General features: G+C 67.8%; 26 protein-coding genes. 19 read left to right on the top strand and 7 right to left on the bottom strand.

Features of this window, described 5'->3' with window-relative positions; translation table 11 throughout:
• The first annotated feature begins 92 nt into the window (after positions 1-92).
• The 7 genes from fabF to ACIGFL_RS13050 all read left to right on the top strand — a co-directional run bounded on the left by fabF (position 93) and on the right by ACIGFL_RS13050 (position 6,170).
• On the top strand, positions 93-1,337 hold the full coding sequence (fabF, locus tag ACIGFL_RS13080; RefSeq protein WP_031303625.1) for a beta-ketoacyl-ACP synthase II: 1,245 nt from the start codon (positions 93-95) through the stop codon (positions 1,335-1,337).
• Positions 1,337-2,152, top strand: a complete 816-nt coding sequence (gene pabC / locus ACIGFL_RS13075; RefSeq protein ID WP_397497461.1) for an aminodeoxychorismate lyase — start codon at positions 1,337-1,339, stop codon at positions 2,150-2,152. Before fabF ends, pabC begins: the two co-directional genes overlap by 1 nt.
• Before the next feature lie 3 nt (positions 2,153-2,155).
• Positions 2,156-3,208 (top strand): endolytic transglycosylase MltG, encoded by a 1,053-nt coding sequence (gene mltG, locus ACIGFL_RS13070; protein ID WP_397497460.1) that lies wholly within the window; start codon positions 2,156-2,158, stop codon positions 3,206-3,208.
• Positions 3,209-3,217: 9 nt separating this feature from the next.
• A complete protein-coding gene (tmk, locus tag ACIGFL_RS13065) occupies positions 3,218-3,850 on the top strand; it encodes a dTMP kinase (protein WP_397497459.1) in 633 nt (210 codons plus the stop codon).
• Entirely contained in the window at positions 3,843-4,829 is a 987-nt protein-coding gene (locus ACIGFL_RS13060; protein ID WP_021445432.1) for a DNA polymerase III subunit delta', read from the top strand. The genes tmk and ACIGFL_RS13060 overlap by 8 nt, the downstream gene beginning before the upstream one ends.
• Positions 4,830-4,865: 36 nt before the next feature.
• Positions 4,866-5,222: a PilZ domain-containing protein gene (locus ACIGFL_RS13055; RefSeq protein ID WP_003245164.1), complete on the top strand. Its 357-nt coding sequence runs from the start codon at positions 4,866-4,868 to the stop codon at positions 5,220-5,222.
• A 168-nt stretch (positions 5,223-5,390) separates the two neighbouring features.
• Positions 5,391-6,170, top strand: a complete 780-nt coding sequence (locus tag ACIGFL_RS13050; protein ID WP_397497458.1) for a TatD family hydrolase — start codon at positions 5,391-5,393, stop codon at positions 6,168-6,170.
• Positions 6,171-6,539: 369 nt separating this feature from the next.
• Here the strand turns inward: ACIGFL_RS13050 and ACIGFL_RS13045 are convergent, their stop codons facing one another.
• Complete coding sequence (locus tag ACIGFL_RS13045) at positions 6,540-7,673, bottom strand: aminotransferase class V-fold PLP-dependent enzyme (RefSeq protein WP_397497457.1); 1,134 nt, start codon at positions 7,671-7,673, stop codon at positions 6,540-6,542.
• Positions 7,674-7,748: 75 nt separating this feature from the next.
• On the opposite strand from ACIGFL_RS13045, the gene ACIGFL_RS13040 reads away from it, so the two are divergent.
• The 8 genes from ACIGFL_RS13040 (at position 7,749) to ACIGFL_RS13005 (ending at position 15,092) form a co-directional block, all read left to right on the top strand.
• Positions 7,749-8,369: a TetR/AcrR family transcriptional regulator gene (locus ACIGFL_RS13040; protein WP_021445429.1), complete on the top strand. Its 621-nt coding sequence runs from the start codon at positions 7,749-7,751 to the stop codon at positions 8,367-8,369.
• Positions 8,370-8,520: 151 nt separating this feature from the next.
• Positions 8,521-9,489, top strand: coding sequence for a GTP 3',8-cyclase MoaA (locus ACIGFL_RS13035; protein ID WP_021445428.1), 969 nt, complete (start codon positions 8,521-8,523; stop codon positions 9,487-9,489).
• Positions 9,490-9,793: 304 nt separating this feature from the next.
• On the top strand, positions 9,794-10,687 hold the full coding sequence (locus ACIGFL_RS13030) for a radical SAM protein (protein WP_397497456.1): 894 nt from the start codon (positions 9,794-9,796) through the stop codon (positions 10,685-10,687).
• Positions 10,688-11,000: 313 nt separating this feature from the next.
• On the top strand, positions 11,001-11,603 hold the full coding sequence (locus tag ACIGFL_RS13025; protein WP_397497455.1) for a DUF4823 domain-containing protein: 603 nt from the start codon (positions 11,001-11,003) through the stop codon (positions 11,601-11,603).
• A 127-nt stretch (positions 11,604-11,730) separates the two neighbouring features.
• Entirely contained in the window at positions 11,731-12,300 is a 570-nt protein-coding gene (locus ACIGFL_RS13020; protein ID WP_397497454.1) for a DUF1285 domain-containing protein, read from the top strand.
• Between the two features lie 18 nt (positions 12,301-12,318).
• Positions 12,319-12,849 (top strand): GNAT family N-acetyltransferase, encoded by a 531-nt coding sequence (locus tag ACIGFL_RS13015; protein WP_397497453.1) that lies wholly within the window; start codon positions 12,319-12,321, stop codon positions 12,847-12,849.
• Positions 12,846-13,169 (top strand): low molecular weight protein tyrosine phosphatase family protein, encoded by a 324-nt coding sequence (locus tag ACIGFL_RS13010; protein ID WP_397497452.1) that lies wholly within the window; start codon positions 12,846-12,848, stop codon positions 13,167-13,169. Before ACIGFL_RS13015 ends, ACIGFL_RS13010 begins: the two co-directional genes overlap by 4 nt.
• 159 nt (positions 13,170-13,328) lie before the next feature.
• Positions 13,329-15,092, top strand: a complete 1,764-nt coding sequence (locus ACIGFL_RS13005) for a diguanylate cyclase (RefSeq protein ID WP_397497451.1) — start codon at positions 13,329-13,331, stop codon at positions 15,090-15,092.
• Positions 15,093-15,110: 18 nt separating this feature from the next.
• Here the strand turns inward: ACIGFL_RS13005 and ACIGFL_RS13000 are convergent, their stop codons facing one another.
• Complete coding sequence (locus ACIGFL_RS13000; RefSeq protein ID WP_397497450.1) at positions 15,111-16,313, bottom strand: NAD(P)/FAD-dependent oxidoreductase; 1,203 nt, start codon at positions 16,311-16,313, stop codon at positions 15,111-15,113.
• 89 nt (positions 16,314-16,402) lie between these two features.
• On the opposite strand from ACIGFL_RS13000, the gene ACIGFL_RS12995 reads away from it, so the two are divergent.
• Entirely contained in the window at positions 16,403-17,383 is a 981-nt protein-coding gene (locus ACIGFL_RS12995) for a GlxA family transcriptional regulator (protein WP_397497449.1), read from the top strand.
• A 19-nt stretch (positions 17,384-17,402) separates the two neighbouring features.
• Here the strand turns inward: ACIGFL_RS12995 and ACIGFL_RS12990 are convergent, their stop codons facing one another.
• On the bottom strand, positions 17,403-18,323 hold the full coding sequence (locus ACIGFL_RS12990; protein WP_397497448.1) for a LysR substrate-binding domain-containing protein: 921 nt from the start codon (positions 18,321-18,323) through the stop codon (positions 17,403-17,405).
• A gap of 137 nt (positions 18,324-18,460) precedes the next feature.
• Here ACIGFL_RS12990 and ACIGFL_RS12985 point away from each other — a divergent pair, with 137 nt between their 5' ends.
• On the top strand, positions 18,461-18,868 hold the full coding sequence (locus ACIGFL_RS12985; protein WP_397497447.1) for a RidA family protein: 408 nt from the start codon (positions 18,461-18,463) through the stop codon (positions 18,866-18,868).
• 292 nt (positions 18,869-19,160) lie between these two features.
• Here the strand turns inward: ACIGFL_RS12985 and ACIGFL_RS12980 are convergent, their stop codons facing one another.
• Together ACIGFL_RS12980 and ACIGFL_RS12975 are read right to left on the bottom strand one after the other, a co-directional pair.
• On the bottom strand, positions 19,161-20,369 hold the full coding sequence (locus tag ACIGFL_RS12980) for an MFS transporter (RefSeq protein WP_397497446.1): 1,209 nt from the start codon (positions 20,367-20,369) through the stop codon (positions 19,161-19,163).
• A 12-nt stretch (positions 20,370-20,381) separates the two neighbouring features.
• The gene (locus ACIGFL_RS12975; protein ID WP_397497445.1) at positions 20,382-21,026 is read right to left on the bottom strand and encodes an isochorismatase family cysteine hydrolase; all 645 of its coding nucleotides are present in this window, start codon (positions 21,024-21,026) and stop codon (positions 20,382-20,384) included.
• 198 nt (positions 21,027-21,224) lie between these two features.
• Here ACIGFL_RS12975 and ACIGFL_RS12970 point away from each other — a divergent pair, with 198 nt between their 5' ends.
• A complete protein-coding gene (locus tag ACIGFL_RS12970; RefSeq protein ID WP_397497518.1) occupies positions 21,225-21,722 on the top strand; it encodes a winged helix-turn-helix transcriptional regulator in 498 nt (165 codons plus the stop codon).
• A gap of 63 nt (positions 21,723-21,785) precedes the next feature.
• Here ACIGFL_RS12970 and ACIGFL_RS12965 read toward each other — a convergent pair whose 3' ends face one another.
• A complete protein-coding gene (locus ACIGFL_RS12965; protein WP_397497444.1) occupies positions 21,786-22,193 on the bottom strand; it encodes a GFA family protein in 408 nt (135 codons plus the stop codon).
• A 327-nt stretch (positions 22,194-22,520) separates the two neighbouring features.
• Between ACIGFL_RS12965 and ACIGFL_RS12960 the strand changes: the two genes are divergently transcribed.
• A complete protein-coding gene (locus tag ACIGFL_RS12960; RefSeq protein WP_397497443.1) occupies positions 22,521-24,224 on the top strand; it encodes an amidase in 1,704 nt (567 codons plus the stop codon).
• A 64-nt stretch (positions 24,225-24,288) separates the two neighbouring features.
• On the opposite strand, the gene gspD is transcribed toward ACIGFL_RS12960, so the two are convergent.
• Entirely contained in the window at positions 24,289-26,235 is a 1,947-nt protein-coding gene (gene gspD, locus ACIGFL_RS12955; protein WP_397497442.1) for a type II secretion system secretin GspD, read from the bottom strand.
• Positions 26,236-26,238: the final 3 nt, after the last annotated feature.

Below are 26,238 nucleotides of genomic sequence, written 5' to 3'. Positions count from 1 at the left end.
GGAAAAGCCGCACTGCCCTCATCAGGCGTGCGGTTTTTCTTTACGTGCAAGGCGCATTCCGGCGCTATCAGGCAGAACAAGAGGAGATTGCTGTGTCGCGTAGACGCGTCGTGGTTACCGGTATGGGCATGTTGTCGCCGCTGGGTAACGATGTGCCGAGCAGCTGGCAGGGCATTTTGGCCGGGCGCAGTGGCATCGGCCTGATCGAGCACATGGACCTGTCCGCCTACTCCACCCGTTTCGGTGGGTCGGTCAAGGGTTTCAACGTCGAGGAGTACCTCTCCGCCAAGGAGGCGCGCAAGCTCGACCTGTTCATTCAGTACGGCCTCGCCGCCAGCTTCCAGGCGATGCGCGATGCCGGTCTGGAAGTCACCGACGCCAACCGTGAGCGCATCGGCGTGGTCATGGGCTCCGGCATCGGCGGCCTGACCAATATCGAGAACAACTGCAGGTCGCTACACGAGCAGGGGCCGCGGCGCATTTCGCCGTTCTTCGTGCCCGGCTCGATCATCAACATGATTTCCGGCTTCCTGTCGATCCACCTGGGTCTGCAGGGCCCCAACTACGCCATCGCCACGGCATGCACCACCGGCACCCACTGCATCGGCATGGCCGCGCGCAACATCGCCTATGGCGAGGCCGACGTGATGGTCGCCGGCGGCGCCGAGATGGCCGCCTGCGGCCTGGGCATGGGCGGCTTCGGCGCGGCCCGGGCGCTGTCCACCCGCAACGACGAGCCGACCAAGGCCAGCCGGCCGTGGGACAAGGGCCGCGACGGTTTCGTACTGTCCGACGGCGCCGGCGCCCTGGTGCTGGAAGAGCTGGAACACGCCAAGGCGCGTGGCGCCACCATCTACGCCGAGCTGATCGGCTTCGGCATGAGCGGCGACGCCTTCCACATGACCTCGCCGCCCGAGGATGGCGCCGGTGCCGCGCGTTGCATGGCCGCCGCCCTGCGCGATGCCGGCATCAACGCCGACCAGGTGCAGTACATCAACGCGCACGGCACTTCGACTCCGGCCGGTGACATCGCCGAAGCCGCGGCGGTGAAGAGCGTGTTCGGCGAGCACGCCTATAAGCTGTCGGTCAGCTCGACCAAGTCGATGACCGGCCACCTGCTCGGCGCGGCCGGTGCGGTGGAGGCGATCTTCAGCGTGCTGGCGATCCGCGACCAGGTGGCGCCGCCGACCATCAACCTGGACGAGCCGGACGAAGGTTGCGACCTGGACTTCGTCGCGCACCAGGCCAAGGCCATGCCGATCGAGGTGGCGCTGTCCAACTCCTTCGGTTTCGGCGGCACCAACGGTTCGCTGCTGTTCCGTCGGTACCACGGCTGATGCCGGGCTGGGTCAACGGCGCGCCCGGCGAACAGTTGTCGGTGCGTGACCGTGGCCTGGCTTACGGCGATGGTCTGTTCGAGACCATCGCCGTGCGTGGCGGGCGCATCCCGTTGCTGGCGCGGCACCTGGCGCGCCTGGCCGAGGGCTGTCGGCGCCTGGCCATTCCCCTCGACCTCGCGCTGATGGAAAGCGAGCTGCAGGCCTTCGCCGGGCAGCTCGGCGAGGGCGTGGCCAAGCTGATCGTCACCCGCGGCGAGGGTCAGCGCGGCTATGCGCCACCGCAGCCCTGTCAGCCGCTGCGTATCCTGCAGGCGGCGCCGCTGCCGCAGTATCCCGCCGCGCATGGCGAGCAGGGCGTGCGCCTGTTTCCCTGCGTCACCCGTCTGGCCGAGCAGCCGCTGCTGGCCGGGCTCAAGCACCTCAATCGCCTGGAACAGGTGTTGGCTCGCGCCGAATGGCAGGATGCCGAGCACGCCGAGGGCTTGATGTGCGATGCCAGCGGGCGGGTGATCGAAGGGGTCTACAGCAACCTGTTCCTGGTGCGCGGCGGTGCTCTGCTGACCGCCGAGCTGTCGCGCTGCGGCGTCGCCGGGGTGATGCGCGCCGAATTGCTGGAGCAGGCGAGGGCACTCGGGGTGCCGGTGGAAGTACGCGACATCGGCCATGACGAACTGCTGGCGGCGGACGAAGTCTTTCTCTGCAACAGCCTCTACGGCGTCTGGCCGGTACGGGCCCTGCAGGCGCAGCACTGGCCGGTCGGGCCGCTCACCCGTAAACTGCAGACCATCGTCCGCGACTTACTGGATATCTGATTAGTGCTACGCAAGATCTTGGTGCTGCTCGAGTGCGGCGTGCTGCTGGCTGCGCTGCTGGTGATCGGGGCCGCCTGGCAACAGCAGAAGGCGCTGGAGCAGCCCCTGCAACTGAGCGAGGAAATGCTGCTGGAGGTGCCGTCCGGCGCCACTCCCAGTGGCCTGCTCAATCGTCTGCAAAGCGAGGGCGTGATCGACGACGCCTTCTGGCTGCGCCTGTACTGGCGTTTCAACCTGCGCGCTCCGGCCCTGCACAGCGGCGAATATCGCCTGCTGCCCGGGCAGAGCGCCAAGGACATGCTCGGCCTGTGGCAGCGCGGCGAGGTGATGCAGTACAGCCTGACCCTGGTCGAGGGCTGGAATTTCCGCCAGGTGCGCACCGCCCTGGCGCGCCAGGAGCGTCTCGAGCAACGCCTGGCCGAGCTTAGCGACGCCGAGCTGATGGCGCGCCTGGGGCTGGCCGGGCAGAACCCGGAAGGGCGCTTCTTTCCCGATACCTACCGCTACGTGCGCGGCATGAGCGACGAGGACCTGCTCAAGCAGGCCAATGCCCGCCTCGAGGCGGTGCTGGCCGAGGAGTGGGACAAGCGCGCCGAGGGCCTGCCCTATCGCGAGCCCTACGACGCGCTGATCATGGCCTCGCTGATCGAGAAGGAAACCGGCGTGCCGGAAGAGCGCGGCGAGATTGCCGGCGTCTTCGTCCGCCGCCTGCGTATCGGCATGCGCCTGCAGACCGACCCGACCGTGATCTACGGCATGGGCGAGCGCTACAACGGCCGCATCACCCGTGCCGACCTGCGCACGCCGACGCCCTACAACACCTACACCATCGACGGCATGCCGCCGACGCCGATTGCCATGGTCGGCCGCGAAGCCATCCATGCCGCGCTCAATCCGCTCGATGGCAAGTCGCTGTACTTCGTGGCCAAGGGCGACGGCAGCCACGTGTTCTCCAATACCCTGGCCGAGCACAACCGCGCGGTGCGCGAGTACCAGCTCAAGCGCCGTGCCGACTACCGCTCCAGCCCCGCACCGCGTGCGGCCGACACTCAATAAGGGCAACCCGTGACCGGTCTGTTTATCACCCTGGAAGGCCCGGAAGGCGCCGGCAAGAGCACCAACCGTGACTACCTCGCCGAGCGTCTGCGCGAGCGTGGCGTCGACGTGCTGCTGACCCGCGAGCCGGGCGGCACGCCGCTGGCCGAGCGCATCCGCGAACTGCTGCTGGCATCCAGCGACGAGCCCATGGCCAGCGATACCGAGCTGCTGCTGGTGTTCGCCGCGCGCGCCCAGCACCTGCAGCAGGTCATCCGCCCGGCGCTGGCGCGCGGCGCCGTGGTGCTGTGCGACCGTTTCACCGATGCCACCTACGCCTACCAGGGCGGCGGCCGCGGCTTGTCCGGCGAGCGCATCGCCCTGCTGGAGAACTTCGTCCAGGGCGAGCTGCGCCCCGATCTGACCCTGATCTTCGACCTGCCGGTGGAGGTGGGCCTGGCCCGCGCCGCTGCCCGTGGCCGGCTGGATCGTTTCGAGCAGGAAGGCCGCGGCTTCTTCGAGGCGGTGCGCCAGGCCTATCTGCAGCGCGCGGCGCAGGCCCCACAGCGCTACCGCGTGCTGGATGCCGGACAGACCCTGGCCCAGGTGCAGGCCGATCTCGACGCCCTGCTGCCGAGCCTGCTGGAGATCTGCCGTGGCTGACGCCTATCCCTGGCAGCAAAGCCTCTGGCAGCACCTCGCCGGCCGCAGCCAGCATGCCCACGCCTACCTGCTGCACGGCCCTGCCGGGATCGGCAAGCGCGCCCTGGCCGAACGCCTGATGGCGCGACTGCTGTGCCAGAGCCCGAACGGCCTGGACGCCTGCGGCCAGTGCAAGTCCTGCCACCTGCTGGCGGCCGGCACCCACCCGGACAACTACGTGCTGGAGCCGGAAGAGGCGGACAAGCCGATCAAGGTCGATCAGGTGCGCGAGCTGGTCGACTTCGTGGTGCAGACCGCCCAGCTCGGCGGGCGCAAGGTGGTGCTGCTGGAGCCGGCCGAAGCGATGAACCTCAACGCCGCCAATGCCCTGCTGAAAAGCCTGGAGGAGCCCTCCGGCGCCACCGTGCTGCTGCTGATCAGCCACCAGCCCAGCCGTCTGTTGCCGACCATCAAGAGCCGCTGCGTGCAGCAGGCTTGCCCGCTGCCCAGCGAGGCGCTGAGCCTGGCCTGGCTGGCCCAGGCGCTGCCCGAGTCGAGCGAGGAGGAGCGCGCCGAGCTGCTGACCCTGGCCGCCGGTTCGCCGCTGGCGGCGCTGCGTCTGCAGGGGCAGGGCGTGCGCGAACAGCGCGCGCAGGCGGTGGAAGGGGTGAAGAAGCTGCTCAAGCAGCAGATCGCCCCCAGCCAGCTGGCGGAAAGCTGGAATGCGCTGCCGCTGAACCTGCTGTTCGACTGGTTCTGCGACTGGGCGCAGCTGATGCTGCGCTACCAGCTGACCCGCGACGAGGCCGGCCTGGGCCAGGCCGACATGCGCAAGGTGGTGCAGTACCTGGCCGAGAAAACCCCCCAGGCCAAGGTGCTGGCGATCCAGGAATGGCTGCTGGCGCAGCGGCAGAAGGTGATCGGCAAGGCCAACCTCAACCGTGTCTTGCTTCTCGAAGCCCTGCTGGTGCAGTGGGCAAGCTTGCCCGGACCGGGCTAGAATCGGGCATTACGCAATAGACGCCAGGAATACCTGATGAGCTTGCCACCCAATCTGGGCCCCCGTAACGGCATTTTGTCCCTGACCATCAAGGACAAGTCCGTGCTCTACGCGGCCTACATGCCTTTCATCAAGAACGGCGGACTCTTCATCCCCACCAACAAGAGCTACAAGCTCGGCGACGAAGTGTTCATGCTGCTCAACCTGATGGACGAGCCGGAGAAGATCCCGGTGGCCGGCAAGGTGGTGTGGATCACTCCCAAGGGCGCCCAGGGCAACCGCGCCGCCGGCGTCGGCGTGCAGTTCAACGATGGCGACAACACCGCCCGCAACAAGATCGAGACCTATCTGGCCGGCGCGCTGAAGTCTGATCGTCCGACCCATACCATGTAACGGCAGCCGCATTATGGGCTGAGCGCCGCGCACCCGTCGATGTCTGGATGCGGGGTATCGGCGCTACGCTGCTCAACCCATCCCACGCCCCAAAGCCTCTCCCACGCGCCCAGCCTCCCGCCGCTTTCGATTACAATTCGGGCCTTTCCCTTGCCCGAGTTTCCCGCTGTGCTGATCGATTCCCACTGCCACCTCGACCGTCTCGACCTTACCGCCCACGGCGGTTCGCTGGATGCTGCCCTGGATGCGGCACGCGCGGCGGGCGTCGGGCATTTCCTGTGCATCGGTGTCAGTGCCGACAACGCCGCCACGGTCAAGGGGCTGGCCGAGCGCTATGCCGATGTCGATTGCTCGGTGGGCGTGCATCCGCTGGATCTGGAGCCGGGCGCCGCGCCGGCACTGGACTGGCTGCTGGCCGAGCTGACCCATCCCAAGGTGGTGGCCATCGGCGAAACCGGCCTGGACTACCACTACGAACCCGAATCCGCCGCGCTGCAGCAGGCCTCCTTCCGCCTGCACCTGGAGGCGGCGCGCATCACCGGCAAGCCGGTGATCGTACATACCCGCGAAGCCCGCGCCGACACCCTGACGCTGCTGCGCGAGGCGGCGCTGCCGCAGGCCGGGGTGCTGCACTGCTTCACCGAGGACTGGGAGATGGCCAAGGCGGCGCTGGATATTGGCTTCTATATCTCGCTGTCCGGCATCGTCACCTTCCGCAATGCCGAGGCGCTGCGCGAGGTGGCGCGCCAGGTGCCGGCCGACCGCCTGCTGGTGGAGACCGACTCGCCCTACCTGGCGCCGGTGCCGCATCGCGGCAAGCCCAACCTGCCGCAATACGTGCGCGAGGTGGCTGAATACCTGGCCGTGCTGCGCGGCGTGAGCTTCGAGGTCCTGGCCGAGCAGACCTCGGCCAACTTCAAGCGCCTGTTCCCGCTGGCCGGCGTGTAACCCGGAGGCAATCCGCGGCTGCAAGATTCCCGGGTTGCACCCGGACCAGGCTTGCGCAGAGCCGCCGGGCGGCGTAGCGCGTCAACCGCGAAGGCCGATAACGGCTTCGCGGCTGAAGCCGCTGCCACGCTTATGAATCAGGGTGAATTTTCATCGGCCAAAAAAAACCCGGGTTCTGGGGGATGAATCCGGGTCAAGACCATTAGGAGTAAATCAAGGTACGCGGTCCACGGTACCTTGGCTGGCGGGGCACTTGGGGGGAGATGCCGCGCACCAGTAATCTCCAGTATTGGCCAGGATTGCCGCGCGTCCAGGCGAAATCGTGCGTTTTTTAAACAGATTTGGAATACCGCGGCGGCTGCTGAGTTCTCAGCCTCTTGCCAGCTGGCCTAGCAGCCCCAGGGTTTCCTCGATCACCTGGGTGCTGGTGTAGAAATGCGGCGAAAAGCGCACGCCTGGCCCGCGTTGTGCGCAGATCACCCCGGCGTCGCGCAGGCGCTGGTGCAGCGCCTGGTTGTCGTGTCCGGCCAGGCTGAAGGTGAGGATGCCGGCGCGCCGCTCGACATCGACCGGGCTATGCAGCGTCGCGCCGGGCAGGGCCTGGATGCCGTCGAGCAGCCATTGCACGCGTTCGGCGAGCAGTGCGCCGACCCGCTGCATGCCGACCTCCTCCAGCAGCGACAGGCTGGCCTCCAGGGCGAAGGCGCCGAGCATGTTCGGGCTGCCGCACTCGAAGCGCCGCGCGCTGCGCGCCGGCTGCCAGTCCTGGCGGTTGTAGTCGCCGGCGTGTTCCAGCATGTGCCAGCCGTATTCGTGCAGCTTGAGTTGATCGCGCAGCTCGCTGCGGCAATAGAACAGCCCCAGGCCCTCCGGCCCCAGCAGCCACTTGTGGCCGTCGGCCATGGCGAAGTCGCAGGCGCAGGCCTGCACGTCGAAGGGCAGGGCGCCGAGTTGCTGGATGGCGTCCACGCAAAACAGCACGCCGCGCGCGCGACAGCCCTGGCCGAGGCGCGGCAGGTCCAGGCGCAGGCCGCTGGCATACTGCACCGCGCTGATCGACAGCAGTCGGGTTCGCGGCCCGATGGCCTGGAGCAGGGCGGCCTCGGCATCGACGCCGCGCAGGCTGACCTCGATCACCTCCACTCCCAGCGGCGCCAGGGCCAGCCAGACCACGCGGTTGGAAGGGAACTCCTCGTCGCTGATGATCACTTGGTCGCCCGGGCGCCAGTCGAGGCCGAAGGCGACGAAGGACAGGGCCTCGGAGGTGTTCTTGACCAGTGCGATATCGCCGGTGCTCGGTGCGTTCAGCAGGCGCACCGATCGTTCGCGTAGGCTACGCTCTAGTTTCAGCCAGTCCGGATAATCACGCGCGCCGCTGCTCACGTTCGCTTCGGCGAAGCGCCGAACCGCTTCGGCACTGCGTTTCGGCCAGGGCGCCACCGCCGCGTGGTTCAGATAACGCAGTCCACTTTCTTGGGGAAACTCATCGTGAAACACGTACATGGTCGGATGATCCGTGCAATTTGGCCACATTTAGGCATAATACGCGGCTTCGATTTTTGACCCCACAGTCCCTTTATGCAGAAAGAACCCCGTAAGGTCCGCGAATTCCGTCGCCGCGAGCAGGAGATTCTCGACACAGCGCTGAAACTCTTCCTCGAACAGGGCGAAGACAGCGTCACCGTCGAGATGATCGCCGATGCGGTCGGTATCGGCAAAGGCACCATTTACAAGCACTTCAAGTCCAAGGCGGAGATCTATCTGCGCCTGATGCTCGACTACGAGCGCGATCTCAACGCCCTGCTGCATTCGGCCGACGTGGATCGCGACAAGGAAGCGCTGTCGCGTGCCTACTTCGAGTTCCGCATGCGCGACCCGCAGCGCTATCGCCTGTTCGACCGCCTGGAAGAGAAGGTGGTCAAGGGCAACCAGGTGCCGGAGATGGTCGAGCAGCTGCACAAGATCCGCGCCTCCAACTTCGAACGCCTGACCCAGCTGATCAAGGGCCGCATCGCCGAAGGCAAGCTGGAAGACGTGCCGCCGTACTTCCACTACTGCGCCGCCTGGGCGCTGGTGCACGGCGCCGTGGCGCTGTACCACTCGCCGTTCTGGAGCAATGTGCTGGAGGATCAGGAAGGCTTCTTCCAGTTCCTCATGGATATCGGCGTGCGCATGGGCAACAAGCGCAAGCGCGACTAACCCTTCCCCGCCGCGACCCCGGTCGCGGCCGATGCCCGGGGCGACCACTGTCCATAGTGAACGCGACTCGGCTCATTCAGCCGCTGGATGAACCATGTGCCGCGGCCGGTTACGGCGATATACTCCGGTTCATCCCCCCTCGGAGTCCGCCATGATCGTTGACCGTCAGGGCAGGCGCTTTCGCAACCTGCGCATCAGCTTGACCGCCGCCTGCAACTACGCCTGCACCTACTGCGTGCCGGACGGCAAGCGCCTGGTGGCGGCGCAGGATGAACTCTCCGCCGACGCCATGGCCCGCGGCGTCGCCTACCTGATCGAAGCCGCCGGCATCGAACGCCTGCGCATCACCGGCGGCGAGCCGCTGGTCAGCCCGCGCCTGGAACCCTTCCTGCGCCAGGTCAGCCAGCTCGGCCTCGACGACATCAGCCTGACCAGCAACGGCCAGCTGCTCGAGCGCAAGCTGCCGCTGCTGCTGGAATGCGGCATCCGCCGCCTGAACATTTCCCTGGACACCCTCGACGCCGAGGCCTTCGCCCGCATCGCCCGTGGCGGCGACCTGGCCACCGTGCTGGCCGGCCTGGAGGCGGCGCGCGCCGCCGGGATGAAGATCAAGCTCAACATGGTGCCGCTGCGCGGGCAGAACCTCGACCAGGTGCTGCCGCTGCTGGATTACTGCCTGGAGCGCGGCTTCGAGCTGCGTTTCATCGAGCTGATGCGCATGGGCCACCTGGCCCGCGACCCCAATGCCTTCAACCAGCAGTTCGTCGGCCTGCCCGAGCTGCTGGAGCTGATCGGCAGCCGTCACGATTACGTCCAGGCCGACGCCCCGGTCGATGCCACCGCGCTGCGCTACGCCATCCCCGGTGCCGGCCATTTCGGCGTGATCGCCAACGAGAGCGTGCCGTTCTGCCGCACTTGCTCGCGCCTGCGCCTGTCGTCGACCGGCTGGCTGCACGGCTGCCTGTCGTCGAGCAACCGCCACTACGTCGGCGACCTGCTGGACAAGCCGCGCCACCAGGCCCTGCCGGCGCTGCAGCGGCTGCTGGTCAAGGCCCTCGGCGACAAGCAGGAGCTGGCCTTCTCCGGCGGCGTGACGGTGATGAAGATCATCGGCGGCTGACCCTCGCGGCTTGGCAGGCCGGCCTGGGCGGCGCTGCGCTTTGGCCCGGGGCTGGCATCGCTGGTGGGCTGAAGCCCACCCTACCAGTAGGGCCCGCATTTCAATTGAGCATTCGACTGACACCCGTCGCATTGTAGGGTGGGCCGGGCTGCGATCCGCTTCAGCCCACCTTGACCAGGGCGTCGCATGGGCGCTTCCTCAGCGTGTCGACCTTCTGCCTCCGATTCAGGAGGGGGAGTGGCTCGGCAGTCACGACAGCACTGGTTACACTGGCCCAGCCTCAGTCAACCAAGCACGGTCGAATATGTCCGCTAGTTTCCCCATCGCCTATATCGAGCCGGTGTTCCGCCCGCCCAGCGAGGCCCAGTCGCTGATTCTGCCGGTGACCAACGGCTGCTCCTGGAACCAGTGCAGCTTCTGCGAGATGTACACGGCGCCGCAGAAGAAATTCCGTGCCCGCAACGAGGCCGAGGTGCTCGAGGAGATTCGCCGCGCCGGCGCGCAGCTGATCGTCAACCGGGTGTTCCTCGCCGACGGCGATGCCCTGGTGCTGCCGACGCGGCGCCTGCTCAATATTCTCGAAGCGATCCGCAGCCATATGCCCGAAGTGCGCCGGGTATCCAGCTACTGCCTGCCGCGCAACCTGCGCAAGAAGTCGGTGGCCGAACTCAAGGAGCTGGCCGACGCCGGGCTGAAGATGGCCTACGTCGGTTGCGAGTCCGGCGACGACGAAGTGCTGGCGCGGGTCAACAAGGGCGAGACCTTCGAGTCCAGCCTCAGCGCCCTGGACAAGCTTGGCCAGGCCGGCATCACCCGTTCGGTGATGATCTTGAACGGCCTCGGCGGCCAGACCCTCAGCGCCCAGCATGCGGACAACTCGGCGCGGCTGATGAATGCCGCGCAGCCGGAATACCTCTCCACCCTGGTGGTCAGCTTCCCCCTGGGCGAGGCGCGGTTTCGTGAGCAGTTCGCCGATTACCAGCCGCTGACCCAGCTGCAGTTGTTCGGCGAAGTCGAGCGCCTACTGCAGGGCCTGGAGCTGCAGCAGACGGTATTTCGCAGCGACCACGCCTCCAACTACCTGGTGCTCAAGGGCAATCTCGGCCGCGACAAGGCGCGCCTGCTGGCGCAGGTGCGCGAGGCCATCGAGCGGCCGCAGCAGGCCGGCCTGCGTCAGGAGTGGCAGCGCGGGCTGTAGGGTGGGTTAGCGGCGCCAACCTTCGAACCCTCGGACACTCCCAGAGTGGCGCGCCGCGTAACCCACCAGGCGGTCTCTCCGCGCTGCGCCAATGGTGGGTTACGGCGCACCAGAACTTGCGGGGTCATTAGGGTTTTGTCATGCGCCTAACCCAGCCTACAGGGGATCGCGGCACATGGATAAGGCTGTGATCAACCGGCAATGCGACGTTGTCGCGATGCTGGGGGCAGCCCTTGGTGGCGAGCCTGGCGCAGAATCTGCATCCCTGCCTTATCCGCCGGTTTTCCGTCGCCGGCACGAGGAGGAACGATTGATGCGTAACCTGCTTCTACTGGGGGCGCTGCTGGCTCTGGCCGGCTGCATGAAGGTCAGCGACCTGGCCAGCGGCGCCGGCTATCACCTGCGCGACGCCGGTTTCCTCGACCATGGCCGCACCGAGCGCATGGCCTCGCGGCGCCTGCAGCAGGATTCCTTCATCTATATCGCCCAGGGCCATTTCGTGCCGCCGGGCCACGGTTACCCGCGGCCCAACGTGGTGGCCGAGGAGGCCTTCAACGGCTTCGTCGAATACTTCCCGCTGGTCCGCCGCGCGCGCGAGCCGCGCGGGCTGGAGGAGGCCATGGTCGAGGCGCGTGCCGCCGGCGCCCACTACCTGCTGTACAGCCGCTTCGCCTACAGCGACGACCGCATCGGCACCGTCGAGGAGTGGGAGGATCAGGAAGCGCTGGACCGTCTCGGCACCGACCGCGCGACCATCCAGCTGATGCTGATCGAAACCAACACCCGCTACCTGGTGGACACCGCACGCATCCGCAGCCGCGGTGGCTTTCTGACCTTCTACGACGCCCAGCCGCAGGACCTGATCGGCCCGCCGCTGCACGACTACGCGCGCAGCCTGCTGGGCGTGGCGCGCTGACAGAGCGTCGCTGGCGCTCTGTGGGAGGGGCTTTAGCCGCGACGGGTATCCGCCGCTTGTTGTCGCGGCTAAAGCCCCTCCCACGGTGTATCCTCTTCGGTTCGCAGCAATGTGGACGAGCAAAACCATGAGCGATCCAGGCAAGGCCGGCGACCTGCTGGCGCAGATTCCCAAGGGCGAGGGCAAGGGCCTGCCGCCGGTGCACCTGTGGAACCCCGACTTCTGCGGCGATATCGACATGCGCATCGCCCGTGACGGCACCTGGTATTACCTGGGCACGCCGATCGGCCGCAAACCCATGGTGCGGCTGTTCTCCACCATCATCCGCCGCGACGGCGACGACTACTTCCTGATCACTCCGGTGGAGAAGGTTGGCATTCGCGTCGACGACGCCCCCTTCGTCGCCGTGACCCTGCAGGTCATCGGTGAGGGCGAGGCTCAGCTGCTGCGCTTTACCACCAACGTCGAGGACGAGGTGACGGCCGGCGCCGAACACCCGATCCGCGTCGAGATCGACCCGGCGACGCTCGAGCCTGCGCCCTACCTGCTGGTGCGGCGCAACCTCGAGGCGCTGATCCATCGCAACGTGTTCTACCAACTGGTGGAGCTGGCGGTGGAGCGCGAGATCGACGGCCAGCCCTGGCTCGGCGTGTGGAGCGGCGGGCAGTTCTATCCCATCGGGCCGCAGCCGGCCTGAGCACCTCGAGGGATCACCATGGACGAAGCCCTGCTGGAAACCGCACGCCTGCTGCTGCGCCCGCTGCGTGGCGAGGATGCCGCGCAGGTGGCGCGTCTGGCCGGTGATTTTCGCATCGCCGACGTGACCCGCAGCATTCCCCATCCCTATCCGCCAGAGCTGGCGCAGCGCTGGATCGCGCAGTGCGCGCAGGACTGGGCCGCCGGTCGCGCGGCCTGTTTCGCCATGGTCGAGCGTGCCAGCGGCGAGCTGATCGGCAGCATCGCCCTCAAGGACATCGCCCGCGGCGAGGCCGAGGTCGGCTACTGGGTCGGCGTGCCCTACTGGAGCCGCGGCTACGCCAGCGAGGCCTGCCAGGCGCTGGTCGAATTCGCCTTCGCCCGCCTGCACCTGCGCCGCCTGCACGCCAGCCACCTGGCGCGCAACCCGCAGTCCGGGCGGGTGCTGTTCAAGGCCGGCTTCCGCCACCTGGGTCTAGGCCACAGCCAGTGCGGCTGCCAGGGCGCGCTGGAGCCGGTGGAGCTGTACGAGCGAGTCGGTGACGCTTGATCCGCGCGCTGTTTATCTGCAGCCGCAACCGCCTGCGCAGCCCGACCGCCGAACAGCTGTTCGGCGCCTGGCCCGGCGTGCAAACCGACTCCGCCGGGCTGGCGGCGGATGCCGAGGTACGCCTGTCGGCCGAGCACATCGACTGGGCGACGCTGATCTTCGTGATGGAAAAGGCCCAGCGCAGCAAGCTGCAGCGCCAGTACCGGCGCGTCCTGGCCGGCAAGCGGGTGATCTGCCTGGACATTGCCGACGACTACGCCTTTATGCAGGCGGAGCTGCAGGCCTTGCTGCACAGCCGGGTTGGACGCTACCTGCGCTGAGAACCGACGGGCAATGCCCAGTGTCAACGGCGCGGCGAATCCTTTAGGCTCAGCGAACCCCTGCCGATGGCGTCATATGGCCATCAGGATTAGACGGCGATCTGGATATGGCCTATCAATAGCAGGCGGCGTCCACAGTTCTAGCGAAGCAGAGCCCCTATGCAGTCCCTGTATTCGAACGATGCGCCGGCGAGCGCCAATGACGAGCGATTCGATGGCCTGCTGCGCCTGGCCCGGCGGCATTTCGACGTCATGGCCGCGCTGCTGCTGACCGGTGGCGAAGGGCGACGGCAGGTGCGTGCCTGCGCCGGCCTCAGCGCCGTTCAGCTCGCCCGGGTCGGTCCGCTGGGCAACTGGGCGTGTGCCGACGGGCTGTACCTGGTGGCCGACGCGCAGCGCGACGCCAGCCTGCGCGATCACGACCTGGTGGTGGCCGCTCCCCATCTGCGCTTCCTCGCCGCCTGTCCGATGCGGGCGCCGGGCGGCGACGTGCTCGGCATGCTCTACCTGTTCGACGACCGCCCCCGCGAGCTGGACGCCGCGCAGCAGCAGGCGCTGCGCGAGTTCGCCGGTCTGGCGCTGGAGCTGCTCGGGCGCGACGAGGCGGACGCCCAGCAGCGCCAGGAGATCGCCGCCCTGCGCGACAGCGAGCGGCGCATGGCCCTGGCCATCGCCGGCAGCGGCACCGGCATCTGGGATCGCAACGTCGCCACCGGCGAAATCCACTACTCGAGCGGCTGGAAGGCGCTGCTCGGCTACGCCGACCATGAAGTCGGCAATCGCATCGAGGAGAGCTACACGCGGGTGCACCCGGCGGACCTGGACTACGTCAAGGCGACCATTGCCGCGCACTTGGAGCAGCGCACCGCCGCCTACGAGGTGGAGCACCGCCTGCGCTGCCGCGATGGCCGCTACAAGTGGGTGTGCAGCCGCGGCAAGGTGGTCGAACGCGATGGTGCCGGCAAGCCGCTACGGATGATCGGCACCACCACCGACATCACCGCCATGCGCACGCTGGCCGAGCGGCTGCAGCAGAGCGCCGCGCTGATGACCGACCTGACCAACGAGATTCCCGGCATGGTCTTCCAGTACCGACGCCAGCCGGACGGCGCGTCGGCCTTTTCCTACGTCAGCGCCGGAGCCGAGGTCATCTGCGGACTCAGCGCGGAGCAGCTGCTGCGCGACGCGCAGGCGTTGCCGGCGCTGCTGCACCCGGACGATCGGGCGGCCTACCTGGCGTCCTTCGAGGCCTCCGCCAGGCAACTGACGCCCTGGCGCCTGGAATTTCGCCTGCAGCTGCCGGGGCAGGCGCTCGCCTGGCGTCAGGGCGAGGCCTGCCCGCGCCGCCTGGAGGACGGCAGCGTGCTGTGGCACGGCTTCATCACCGATGTCACCGAGCGCAAGCAGATCGAGGCCGAGCTGCAAGCCTTCGCCACCACGGACTTCCTGACCCAGCTGGCCAACCGCCGGCACTTCATGCAGCTGCTCGAAGCCGAGCTGGCCCGGCTGCAGCGCAGCCCGGGGCAGTGCGCGACCATCCTGATGTTCGACCTGGATCACTTCAAGGCCATCAACGACCGCTGGGGCCATAGCGTCGGCGACCAGGCCCTGCGGCATTTCGCGGCCATCCTCTGCGCCCAGCTGCGCAAGACCGATGCCGCCGGGCGCATGGGCGGCGAAGAGTTCGCCGCGGTGCTCAGCGACGCCGATCTGCACCAGGCCAGGCACTTCGCCCAGCGCATCCAGGGCGAACTGGCCAAGACGCCGATCCTGCATGGTGGCGAGCAGATCTTCCTCGCCGTCAGCGTCGGCATCTCAGCGCTGCGCGCCGCCGATGCCAGCGCCGAGGCTGCCCTGTCGCGCAGCGATATCGCCCTGTACTGCGCCAAGCGCGGCGGACGCAACCGCATCGAGTGCCACTGAGCCGCGGCGCGCTGCGGCTCAGGCCACCGGGATCGCCGGGTCGGCGGCGGCCAGGGCGAGGGCGCGGTCGGCCGCCGGCGGGTAGATCCACTGGCTGTTGATCTGCTGCTTGAGCGCCTTGGCCTCGCTGCCCACCAGCTTCACCTGACGCTCCCAGCCTTCGCTGAACACCGCGCCCCAGGCGCCGAGGTCGAGGCAGGTGACGTACTTGGGCTGGCTGTAGCGCGTCGGGGCCACGCCGATCAGCTCGGCGGCCGCGTTGTTGCCGGCGTGGCGGCCCAGGGCGATGGCGTGCTGGCAGGACATCACCGTGAAGTTGCCGAGCTCGTCGGTGGCCGCCCGCGCGGTATCGCCGGCGGCGAAGATCGCCGCCTGGCCCTCGACCTTGAGCCAGGCATCCACCTGCAGCCGGCCCTGGGCGTCGCGCGGCGCGGGAATCTGCGCGGTCAGCTCGCTGGCGCGAAAGCCCACGGTCCAGATCACCGTATTCGCGGCGATGCGCTGGCCGTCGTCCAGGCTCACGCCGTCGGCATCGACCGAGGCCACCGAGCGGCCCAGGCACCACTCGATGCCCAGCTCGCGCGACGCCGCCTCGATCGCCGGACGAATGCCGTCGCCCAGCGCTGCGCCGATCCGCTCGCCGCGGTCGACCACCACCACGCGGATCGCCGCGTCCTCGCCCAGCACGGCGCGCAGCCGCGCGGGCATTTCCGTGGCCGTCTCGATGCCGGTAAAGCCGCCGCCGGCCACCACCACGGTATTGCGCGCCGCCGTTTGCGGGTGCTGCGCCAGGCCCAGCAGGTGCTGCTCCAGGCGCGCCGCCTGCTCGATCTCGTCCACGTCGAACAGGTGCGCGTCCATCCCCGCCTGCGTCGGGCGCAGCAGGCGGCTGCCGGAGGCCAGCACCAGGCGCTGGTAGCCCAGCTCGGCGACGCGGCCGGCCGCGTTGCGGTAGCTGACCTGCTGGCGCTGCGGATCGATGCCCTCGGCGCTGCCCTGGACGAACTCGACGCCCACCGCTGCCAGCAGCGCTGTCAGCGGCGCCTGCATGGTATGCACCTCGGGCTCGTAGAAGCGCGGGCGGATGCGCAGCTGCGGCTGCGGCGCGAGCAGGGTCACGGCGATATCCGTGCGCCCGTGCCGGTCCAGCAGGCGCATGGCGCTCAGCGCGCTCCATACCCCGGCGAAACCGCCACCGACAATCAGAATGCGTTGTTTCATCTGGTACTCCTGGCTTGGGCTCTTGGTGTTTGACGGGCCCATGCTAGGAGAGGAGCATTTCGGCAGAAATGACAGATACCCCGGAAATCATGCCAAACCGTCCGCGTACCATCCTTTTTCTCGCCTACCCGCAAGTCGGGCTGCTCGACCTCACCGGCGCGCAGACCGTGTTCTGGGCCGCCACCAAGGCCATGCACGCGCGCGGCCTGCCCGGCTACCAGCGCCTGACCGCCAGCCTGCCGGGCGGGCTGATCGGCAGCGCCGAGGGCCTGGTGGTGCAGACCCAGGCGCTGGCCGAGGTGCCGCTGGCGCAGGTCGACACCCTGATCGTGCCGGGCGCACCGGAAATCGAACGGGCGGTGGCCGAGTCCGCCGAGCTGATCGCCTGGATCGGCGCCAACGCACGGCGGGTACGGCGCACCGCCTCGGTGTGCAGCGGCACCTTCCTGCTGGCCGAAGCCGGGTTGCTGGAAGGCAAGCGCGCGGCGACCCACTGGGCCATGTGCGACATGCTCAAGGCGCGCTTTCCGGGCATCGAGGTGGACAGCGATGCGATCTTCGTCGAGCAGGGCGCGCTGTGGACCTCAGCCGGCGTCAGCGCCGGCATCGACCTCGCTCTGGCGCTGGTGGAGGCCGACTGCGGCCGCGAGGTGGCAATGCAGGTGGCGCGGGAGCTGGTGGTGTTCCTCAAGCGCCCCGGCGGCCAGGCCCAGTTCAGCGAGCTGCTGCAGGCCCAGGCCCGCGATACCGCGACCTTCGACGAACTGCACCGCTGGCTCGGCGACAACCTGGACAGTCCGGCACTCGGCGTCGAAGCCATGGCCGAGCGCTGCCACATGAGCCCGCGGCATTTCTCCCGGCTGTACAAGCAGAAGACCGGGCGCACCCCGGCCAAGGCGGTGGAGATCTTCCGCCTGGAAGCGGCGCGGCGCCTGCTGGAAGACTCCAGCCGCAATATCGACCAGATTGCCCGGCAGTGCGGCTTCCGCGACGAGGAGCGGATGCGCGCCACCTTCCAGCGCCACCTGGCCATTTCCCCGCGGGACTATCGGCGGCGCTTCTCGCGCTAGGCGCCTGCGGCCTGTTGGGCTAGCGGCGACCCAGCACCGGTGCGTGCTGCGCCATCAGCTCGACGACCCAGTCGATAAATACCCGCAGCTTGGCGCTGACGTGGCGGTTGGGCGGGAAGGCCAGGTACAGCGGCATCGGTTCGAGCCGCCAGTGCTCCAGCAGCGGCACCAGCTCGCCGCGCCGGCGGTGCGCCTTGGCCATGTAGTCCGGCAGCCAGAGGATGCCCAGGCCGGCCAGGCCGGCGGCGAGGTAGGCGTTGCCGTCGTCCACCGCCAGCACGTAACGGCCCTGCACCTTGAGGCTCTCGTCGCCGCACTGCATGGCGTAGGGCAGCGGCTTGCCGGCGCGCGCCCAGAGGAAACCGACGATGCGGTGATGGCTGTCCTCCAGCTCGCGCGGGTGGCTGGGCGTGCCGGCGCGCTGCAGGTAGCTCGGCGCAGCGTACACGCCCAGCTGCAGGTCGCCCACGTGCCGCGCGATCAGCGACTGATCGGCGATCTCGCCGCCGCGCACCACGCAGTCCACCTTGTCGCCGATCAGGTCTACCACGCGGTCGCTCACCCCCATGTCCAGCTGGATGTCGGGGTACTTCGCGTGAAAGTCCGGCAGGGCCGGCACCAGAATCATCCGCGCCAGCGGGCTGGGCACGTCCACCCGCAGGCGCCCCCTGGGCAGGGCGGCGGCGCTGGAGAGGCTGGTCTCGGCGTCGTCCATATCGGCCAGCAGGCGCACCGCGCGCTCGTAGTAGGCGGCGCCGTCGGCGGTAACCGCGACCCGGCGCGTGGTGCGGTTGAGCAGGCGCACGCGCAGCCGTGCCTCCAGCTGCTGCACCAGCTGCGTCACGCTGGTCTTGCTCATGTGCAGCGTCGTCGCCGCCTTGGTGAAGCTGCCGGCCTCCACCACGCGCACGAACGCCTGCATCGCATCGAAACGGTCCATTGCTCTTCTCACTCATGGGGGATTGTTTGGATTCTACAAACAGTCATGACCAGAGTTGCCGGTTTATCCAGCCCGGCGCGCTTCTTACAGTGGCTCCATCTCAAGCAACGGGCCGCAGCGGCCCATGGAGACCCGCAATGACCAGCAAACGCGATGTGGTATTTCCGCCCGACCGCCATGCCCTGTACGAGCTCCACCGCTATTCGCCGGCGATCCGTTCCAACGGCTTCCTGTTCGTCTCCGGCCAGGTCGGCAGCCGCCAGGACGGCTCGCCCGAGCCCGACCTCGAAGCCCAGGTGCGCCTCACCTTCGCCAACCTCAATGCGATCCTGGCCGAGGCGGGATGCAGCTTCGCCGACGTGGTCGACACCACCATCTTCATGCTCGACCCCGACGCGAAGTTCGAGACCATCTGGGAGGTGGCGGCCGAGTTCTGGGGCCAGGCGCCTTACCCGACAGTGACCGCCATCGGCGTGACCTGGCTGGCCGGCTTCCAGTTCGAGATCAAGGTGATCGCCAAGCTGCCGGAGGACGCGGCGGGTTGAGCGGACGGGGAGGACCGGGATAGCGCGGGGCTCTGACGGGCCCCGCGATGGTCAGCTATCTGGCCGGGAGGAATAGTTCGCGGACCCTCCGTTGTCCTGTTGCGGTGTTGAGCAGGGAGGCTTTCAACCGGGAGCAATCTGCAGTTACGGAAACCGGCCACAAGTGGACATTGCAGAAGGCGAACAAGCCCGGAGCGAGCATCGCCAGCTTTCGAGGTCAGCTGCAGCGCGAGAGGCTTTTTCTTTCAGGAACTCAAGGCTGAGGTGCGCCGTAGCGTCGCCTATGAATGGCTCATGGGCGAACCTCGCCCGTCGTCGAGCTCGACTCACGGGGAGAAAGAGCATTGATCAACGCGGCCGCGCAGGACAGCAGGATGCCAACAGCGGCAAGGCCGAGCCAGCCTGCCCGGTGCACGCCATAGTTTCCCAATGCGGCGCCTATCGCTCCACCCAGGAAATACGATCCCATGAATACGGTATTGAGCCGGCTGCGGGCCTCGGGACGCAGGGTGAATACGCGTGCCTGGTTGGCAACCAGTCCGGCACGATTGCCCAAGTCGAGCAGCACCATGCCGAGGATCAGCCAGCCAAGACTTTGCCCGCCCGCAGCGATGCAGACGAAACCCGCGGCGAGGGCCATCGCGCCGACGAGGACCATGGTGCGTACGCCCAGACGATCGCTCAGTGCGCCGATATGTGGTGACGCGACGATGCCCAACAGGGCGACCAGGCCAAACAGGCCGATGGTGGCGGAATCGAACCCGTAGGGTGGTTGTGCCAGCAGCGCGGCCAGCGAGGCCCACAGCGCACTGAACGCAGCGAACATCAGCAGGCCGCTCGCCGCACAGTAACGCAGCACGCCTTCCTCCCGGACCAGGCTGCCCAGCGAACGCAGGAGCCGGTCATAGCTGATGGTCGTCAGGCTCGTGGTGACCGGCAGGCTCTTGGCGACGATGACCAGCAGCAAGAGATCGCCGAGCGAGGCCAGTATGAAGACGGCTCGCCACCCCGCGTGCGTACCGGCGAACCCCCCGACCATTCGCGCCAGCAAGAGGCCTGCCGAGAGGCCGCTGAGCAGGCTGCCGACGATGCGACCGCGCTCAGCCGGAGTGGCCAGCCCCGACAGGGCGGGGATGATGATCTGCGCAGTGATCGCCGTCACGCCGACCAGGAGGCTGCTCACGCACAGCACTGCGAAGTTCGGCGCCGCGGCGCAGAGGATCAAGGCGACGGCATTGGCCGCGATGGCCAGCAGCGCGAGCTGGCGTGGCTGTCGGCAATCGGCGAGCGGCACGATGAACAGCAGGCCTGCCGCATAGCCAAGCTGCGTCAGTGTGGCGATCAGGCCGGCCTGCGTCGGCGCCAGGCCGAACGAGGCGGCCATCTGTGGCAAAAGCGGCTGGTGGTAGTAGATGGTCGATACGGCCAGTGCGCAGCACAGGGCCATGAGGGTGACGAGGCGATTGGAAACTTCCATCGGAGCCGCGGGAAAGGCTGACATGGCGCCGCCCCGTCACTGCTGCTGCAGGGCCTGCACGAGCCCGCGGGTGTCGAGGATGCTGTGCGCAAACGTCGGTCCGTTCAGTTCGTGCGCCGCGTGCATCATTTCCTTGCTGAAGGCGGCTGTCGCATCGCGTACCAGCGTGACGTGATAACCCAGTTCCATGGCGAAGCGTGCGGTCGATTCGATACAGGTGTTCGCCAGCAGACCAACGACGATCACATGGGTGATGCCTCGCTGCTTGAGCTGGAAGTCGAGGTCGGTATTGGCGAACCCGCTTTGCCCCCAGTGTTCCTGGATGATGATGTCGCCCTCCTGTGGCACGAAGTCGGGATGCCATTCGCCGCCCCAGGAGCCCTTGGCAAAGGTGTGGCGCTGCTGGATCAGGCGTTGGGTCGGGTTGGGGTGATCCCAGTGGTCGTAGTCGCCGGGCTGCCAGCGACGATGCGGTACGTAGTACACCTGGATGGCCTGCGCTCGCGCGGCAGCAACGGTCGTGCGCAGGTTGTCGAGCAGACGAACCTCGTCGGCGACGCTTCTGAGCATGGGAAACAGCTTGCCGCCATCGGACAGGAAGTCGTTGTAGGGGTCGACCAGCAGCAGGCCGGTCCGCTCCGGGGAATACACAGGATGGGCATGACGGTGCTCCAGTTGCAAGAGAGGGATTCCGGGGCTTCTGCTGCACGGGTATCTGCTTCGATTGCCCATGCGATGGCGCTAGGCCTCGGTAAATCTCATAGTAACTATGATAATCATAGTGTCAATAGGCGCGGGGCCTCGAGAGGGACGCGTCGGGGCATGGCCACCCGGTCGTGTTACTATGAAAACAATAGTTTCAGCGGAGCAGACAGCGTGATGCCAATGCAGGACGAGACAAGCGATACGGTGTGCCCGGTGGCGCGCTCGGTGGACTTGGTGGGCGACAAGTGGACCATCCTGGTTCTGCGTGAGCTGTACATGGGCGCGACACGCTTCGAGGAAATCCAGATCCAGACCGGAGCTACGCCTCAGATGCTGACCTCGCGTCTGAAAGCGCTGGAGGCCAACGGCCTGGTCGAACGCCGGCCCTACAGCGCAAAGCCGCTGCGCTACGAATACCACCTGACCGACAAGGGATGGGACTTCTATCCAGTGGTCTACGCGCTGCGCGCCTGGGGCGAGAGGTGGTGCAAGAACCCGGATGAGGGCTTGGCCGTGCATTTCGTGCATCGCGCGTGTGGCCATGACGTTGGCGTGGCCAGCGTTTGCCCTCACTGCGGCGACTCTGTGGAGCGCAAGGACCTGGAAGCGGTGATCAGCAATCGTTTCCTTGGTGAACGCGAGTCGCGCCGGGAGGCCTTCAAGCGGAAGTAGCTGACTCGAACAGGCAGCTCTTGGCCGGTTGTTGCCCGTCACAACCGGCAGCTTCGGCCGATTTCATCCACTCGACTCTCCCCCCTCGAACCGCCCCTTGTTCTCCCGATCCCGCTCGTAGCGCCTGTCGAACGGAAATGCCGGCAGCCAGGCCTCGCGCCTGATGGTCCAGAGTTCGTAGGTAGGCGTCAGCTGGTTGGGGGCGTCCAGCGAGCCGAGGTTCACTTCGATTTCATCGGCCGTGCGCGAGAACACCGGCGAGCCGCAGCGCGGGCAGAAGTGGCGGCCGGCGTAGTGGGCGGTTTCGCCCTCTATTTGCACCGCGCGCTCGGGGAAGATCGCCGAGGTATGGAATAGGGCGCCGTGGTGTTTGCGGCAGTCCAGGCAGTGGCACACGCCAACTCGGTAGGGCCGGCCCGTGGCGACGATGCGCAGGTTGCCGCACAGACAACCGCCGGTGAATTGCTCCATTTCGGGTTCCTCTGGTTGCAGCAGGCAGTGCCCAAGACCATAGCAGGCGAGTGGCGCCATTGGGGTTCGTCGCGGACGGCTCGCGCTATTGCCTGCTGGCGCCCTAGCCGGCGGAGCCGGGAGCCTGCAGGCCGAACTGCTGCAGTGGTTGCGAGCGGCAGGGGCCTAGTCTCGGCCTCCTGTGGGCGCTCGGCGGCATGTATCATTCAGGCAGATGTTCGTGGCCGAAGCTGCTCCCACCGGGGCGTTGCGGCCGCTGGACCAGGGCTTTCCGTATCCGGGGCTGGCCGCAGCCGGCCGGCCCCGCCATCAGTGAGTGACGACACCATGATCGAGGTAACCGAAGTTTCCATTGCCGAGCTGCGCGCCGCGCTGGAGGCCGGCCGCACCACGGCGGTCGAGCTGGTCCAGTCCTACCTGGCGCGGATCGAGGCCTACGACGGCCCGAATACGCCGACCAAGCTCAACGCGGTGGTGGTGCGCAACCCCGATGCCTTGAAGGAAGCCGAGGCCTCCGATGCGCGCCGCGCCCGTGGCGAGAGCCTCGGCCCGCTGGACGGCATTCCCTACACCGCCAAGGACAGCTACCTGGTCAAGGGCCTGACCGCCGCCTCCGGCAGCCCGGCGTTCAAGGACCTGGTGGCCCAGCGCGACGCCTTCACCATCGAGCGCCTGCGCGCCGCCGGCGCCATCTGCCTGGGCAAGACCAATATGCCGCCGATGGCCAACGGCGGCATGCAGCGCGGCGTCTACGGCCGCGCCGAGAGCCCGTACAACGCCGCCTACCTCACCGCGCCGTTCGCCTCGGGTTCGTCCAACGGCGCCGGCACCGCCACCGCCGCCAGTTTCGCCGCCTTTGGCCTGGCCGAGGAAACCTGGTCGAGCGGCCGCGGCCCGGCGTCGAACAACGGCCTGTGCGCCTACACGCCGTCGCGCGGGGTGATCTCGGTGCGCGGCAACTGGCCGCTGACGCCGACCATGGACGTGGTGGTGCCCTATGCGCGGACCATGGCCGACCTGCTTGAGGTGCTCGACGTGGTGGTGGCCGACGATCCAGACACCCGCGGCGATCTCTGGCGCCTGCAGCCCTGGGTGCCGATTCCCAAGCCCTCCGAGGTACGCCCGGCGTCCTACCTGGCGCTCGCCGCCCAGCCCGGTGCGCTCAAGGGCAAGCGCCTGGGCGTGCCGCGCATGTTTATCAATAAGGACGAAGCCGCCGGCACCAGCGACAACCCCGGTATCGGTGGCCCGACCGGCCAGCGCATCCACACCCGTGCCTCGGTGATCGCGCTATGGGAGCAGGCGCGCCAGGCGCTGGAAGCGGCCGGCGCCGAGGTGGTGGAAGTGGACTTCCCGCTGGTCTCCAACTGCGAAGGCGACCGCCCCGGTGCGCCGACCGTATTCAATCGCGGCATCGTCACCCCGGAATTCCTCCACGACGAGCTGTGGGAGCTGTCGGGTTGGGCCTTCGACGATTTCCTGCGCGCCAACGGCGACCCCAAGCTCAACCGCCTGGCGGACGTCGACGGCCCGCAGATCTTCCCGCACGACCCGGGCACGCTGCCCAACCGCGAGGGCGACCTGGCCGCCGGCATGGACGAGTACGTCAATATGGCCAAGCGCGGCATCCGCTCTTGGGACCAGATTCCCACCGTGCCGGATGGCCTGCGCGGCCTGGAGCAGACTCGCAAGCTTGATCTGGAGGACTGGATGGACGGCCTCAAGCTCGACGCGGTGCTGTTCCCCACCGTGGCCGACGTCGGCCCGGCCGATGCCGATGTGAATCCCGTCTCCGCCGATATCGCCTGGAGCAATGGCGTGTGGGTGGCCAACGGCAACCTCGCCATCCGCCACCTGGGCGTGCCGACGGTCACCGTGCCGATGGGGGTGATGGCCGATATCGGCATGCCGGTGGGGCTGACCTTCGCCGGCCGCGCCTACGACGACTCGGAGTTGCTGCGCCTGGCCGCGGCCTATGAGGCCACCGGCAGCAAACGCCTGATCCCGCCGCGCACGCCGCCGCTGGGGTGAGTGGGGGGCTGGGAGGGCTTTGCCGTAAAGCGCCTCCCAGGGTTTTATCCCGCAACCAACTCGCTTACTGGCGCAGATCCACCGCCGGCGCGCCCTGGCCGTCGAACAGCTGCGCCGGGTTGCGCGGCAGGATGCTCGGGCGGCCTTCGTCGGCGCTGCCGAGGATGCGGATGTCGCTGTATTTCTTGCCCGACAGCGCGGCCAGGCCGGCGCCGTCGCGCACCACGGTGGGCCGCAGAAAGACCATCAGGTTGCGTTTGATGTGGGATTCGCGGGTAGAGCGGAACAGCCCGCCGAGCAGGGGGATGTCGCCGAGCAGCGGCACCTTGGACACCGATTCGGTGACGTCGTCCTGGATCAGCCCGCCGAGCACTATGACCTGGCCGTCGTCGGCGAGGATGGTGCTCTTGATCGAGCGCTTGTTGGTCACCAGGTCCACGGCCTGGGCGTTGAGCCCGGTGCTGGGGGCGATGGAGGAGATTTCCTGCTCGATCTCCAGGCGCAGGGTGGCGCCTTCGTTGATGTGCGGGGTGACCTTGAGGGTGACGCCGATGTCCTTGCGCTCGATGGTGGTGAAGGGGTTGTTGGCCCCGGCCGCATCGGTGGTGTAGGAGCCGGTCTGGAACGGCACGTTCTGCCCGACCAGGATTTCCGCCTTCTGGTTGTCCAGGGTCAGCAGGCTGGGGGTGGACAGCAGGTTGCTCTTGCTGTTGGCCGACAGCGCGGTGACCAGCGCGCCGAAGTTGTCGCTGCCGATGCCGATGATGGCGCCGTCGGGCAGGGTGGTGTTTTCCGGCACCTCGCCGCTCTGCAGGATCTGCAGCACGGTGCCCACCGACAGCCCGGTGCCGGAGAAGTTGACCCCACCCAGGCCGCCGGTGCCGCCGCTGCCACTGCGCGCATCCACCGCCCACTGCACGCCGAGGGCGTCGGTGATGTCGCCGGAGACTTCGACGATGGCCGCCTCGACCATCACCTGGGCGCGCGGGATGTCGAGCTGGCGCACGATGTCTTCGAGGGTGGCGACCAGATCGGGTTCGGCCAGCAGCACCAGGGCATTGAGGCTCTCGTCGGCGCGGATGAGGATGTTCGACGGCTTGCCGGCGGTCTCGCCATCCTGCTGGTTCTTCAGCCCTTCGGAGATTTCCCCGAGGGTCTCGGCCAGCGATTTGGCGTCGTTGTGGCGCAGGCGGATCACCCGGGTGTTGGCCGAGCGGCTGGTGGGGGTGTCCAGTGACTGGGCCAGGTTGGCCAGCTTGGCGCGGGCGTCCGGCGGGCCGAGCAGGATCAGGCGGTTGGTGCGCGCGTCGGCCACCACCTGGGTGGCGCTGGCGCCCTTGGCCTGGCCGCGGGCGATGGCGGTGTTGAGCACTTCGGCGGCGTCCATCACCCAGGCGTGCTGCAGGTTGATCACGCTGTAGTCGCGGGCTCCGGTCTGGTCGAGCTGGCGCATCAGGTCCTGGATGCGCGCGATGTTGGCGCTGCGGTCGCTGATGATCAGCGCATTGGAGGAGGTCACGGCGGCCAGGTGGCCGTACTGCGGCACCAGCGGGCGGATCAGCGGGATCAGCTCGGCCACCGGTGCGTGCTGCACCTGGATCAGGCGGGTTTCCAGGCGATCGGGTGCCGGGCGGCCTTCGCCGGCTTCGGCCTTGGCCTCGGCGTTGGGCACGATGCGCGCCTGGTCGCCCTGGGTCAGCACGCTGAAGCCGTGGGTGGCCATCACCGAGAGGAACAGCTGGTAGACCTCGGTCAGATTGAGCGGGGTGTTGGACACCACGTTGACCTGGCCCTTGACCCGTGGGTCGACGACGAAGGTCTGCCCGGTGATGGCGGCGACCTGATCGATGAATTCGCGGATGTCGGCGCCCTTGAGGTTGATGGTCCAGCTTTCGTCCTGCTGGTTGGCGCTGGCCGGCACCTGTTCGATCTGCGCCAGCAGGGGCAGGGGGGCGACGGCCAGGCCGGCGGCGAGTAGGGCGAGGGTCAGTCGGCTGCGGATGGCATGCATCGG

Origin of the sequence: Pseudomonas sp. NPDC077649, assembly GCF_044542855.1 — a bacterium.
Classification (GTDB): domain Bacteria; phylum Pseudomonadota; class Gammaproteobacteria; order Pseudomonadales; family Pseudomonadaceae; genus Aquipseudomonas.
Note: the sequence above shows the minus strand (reverse complement) of the source record. Positions and strands in the feature narration are given on the sequence as shown.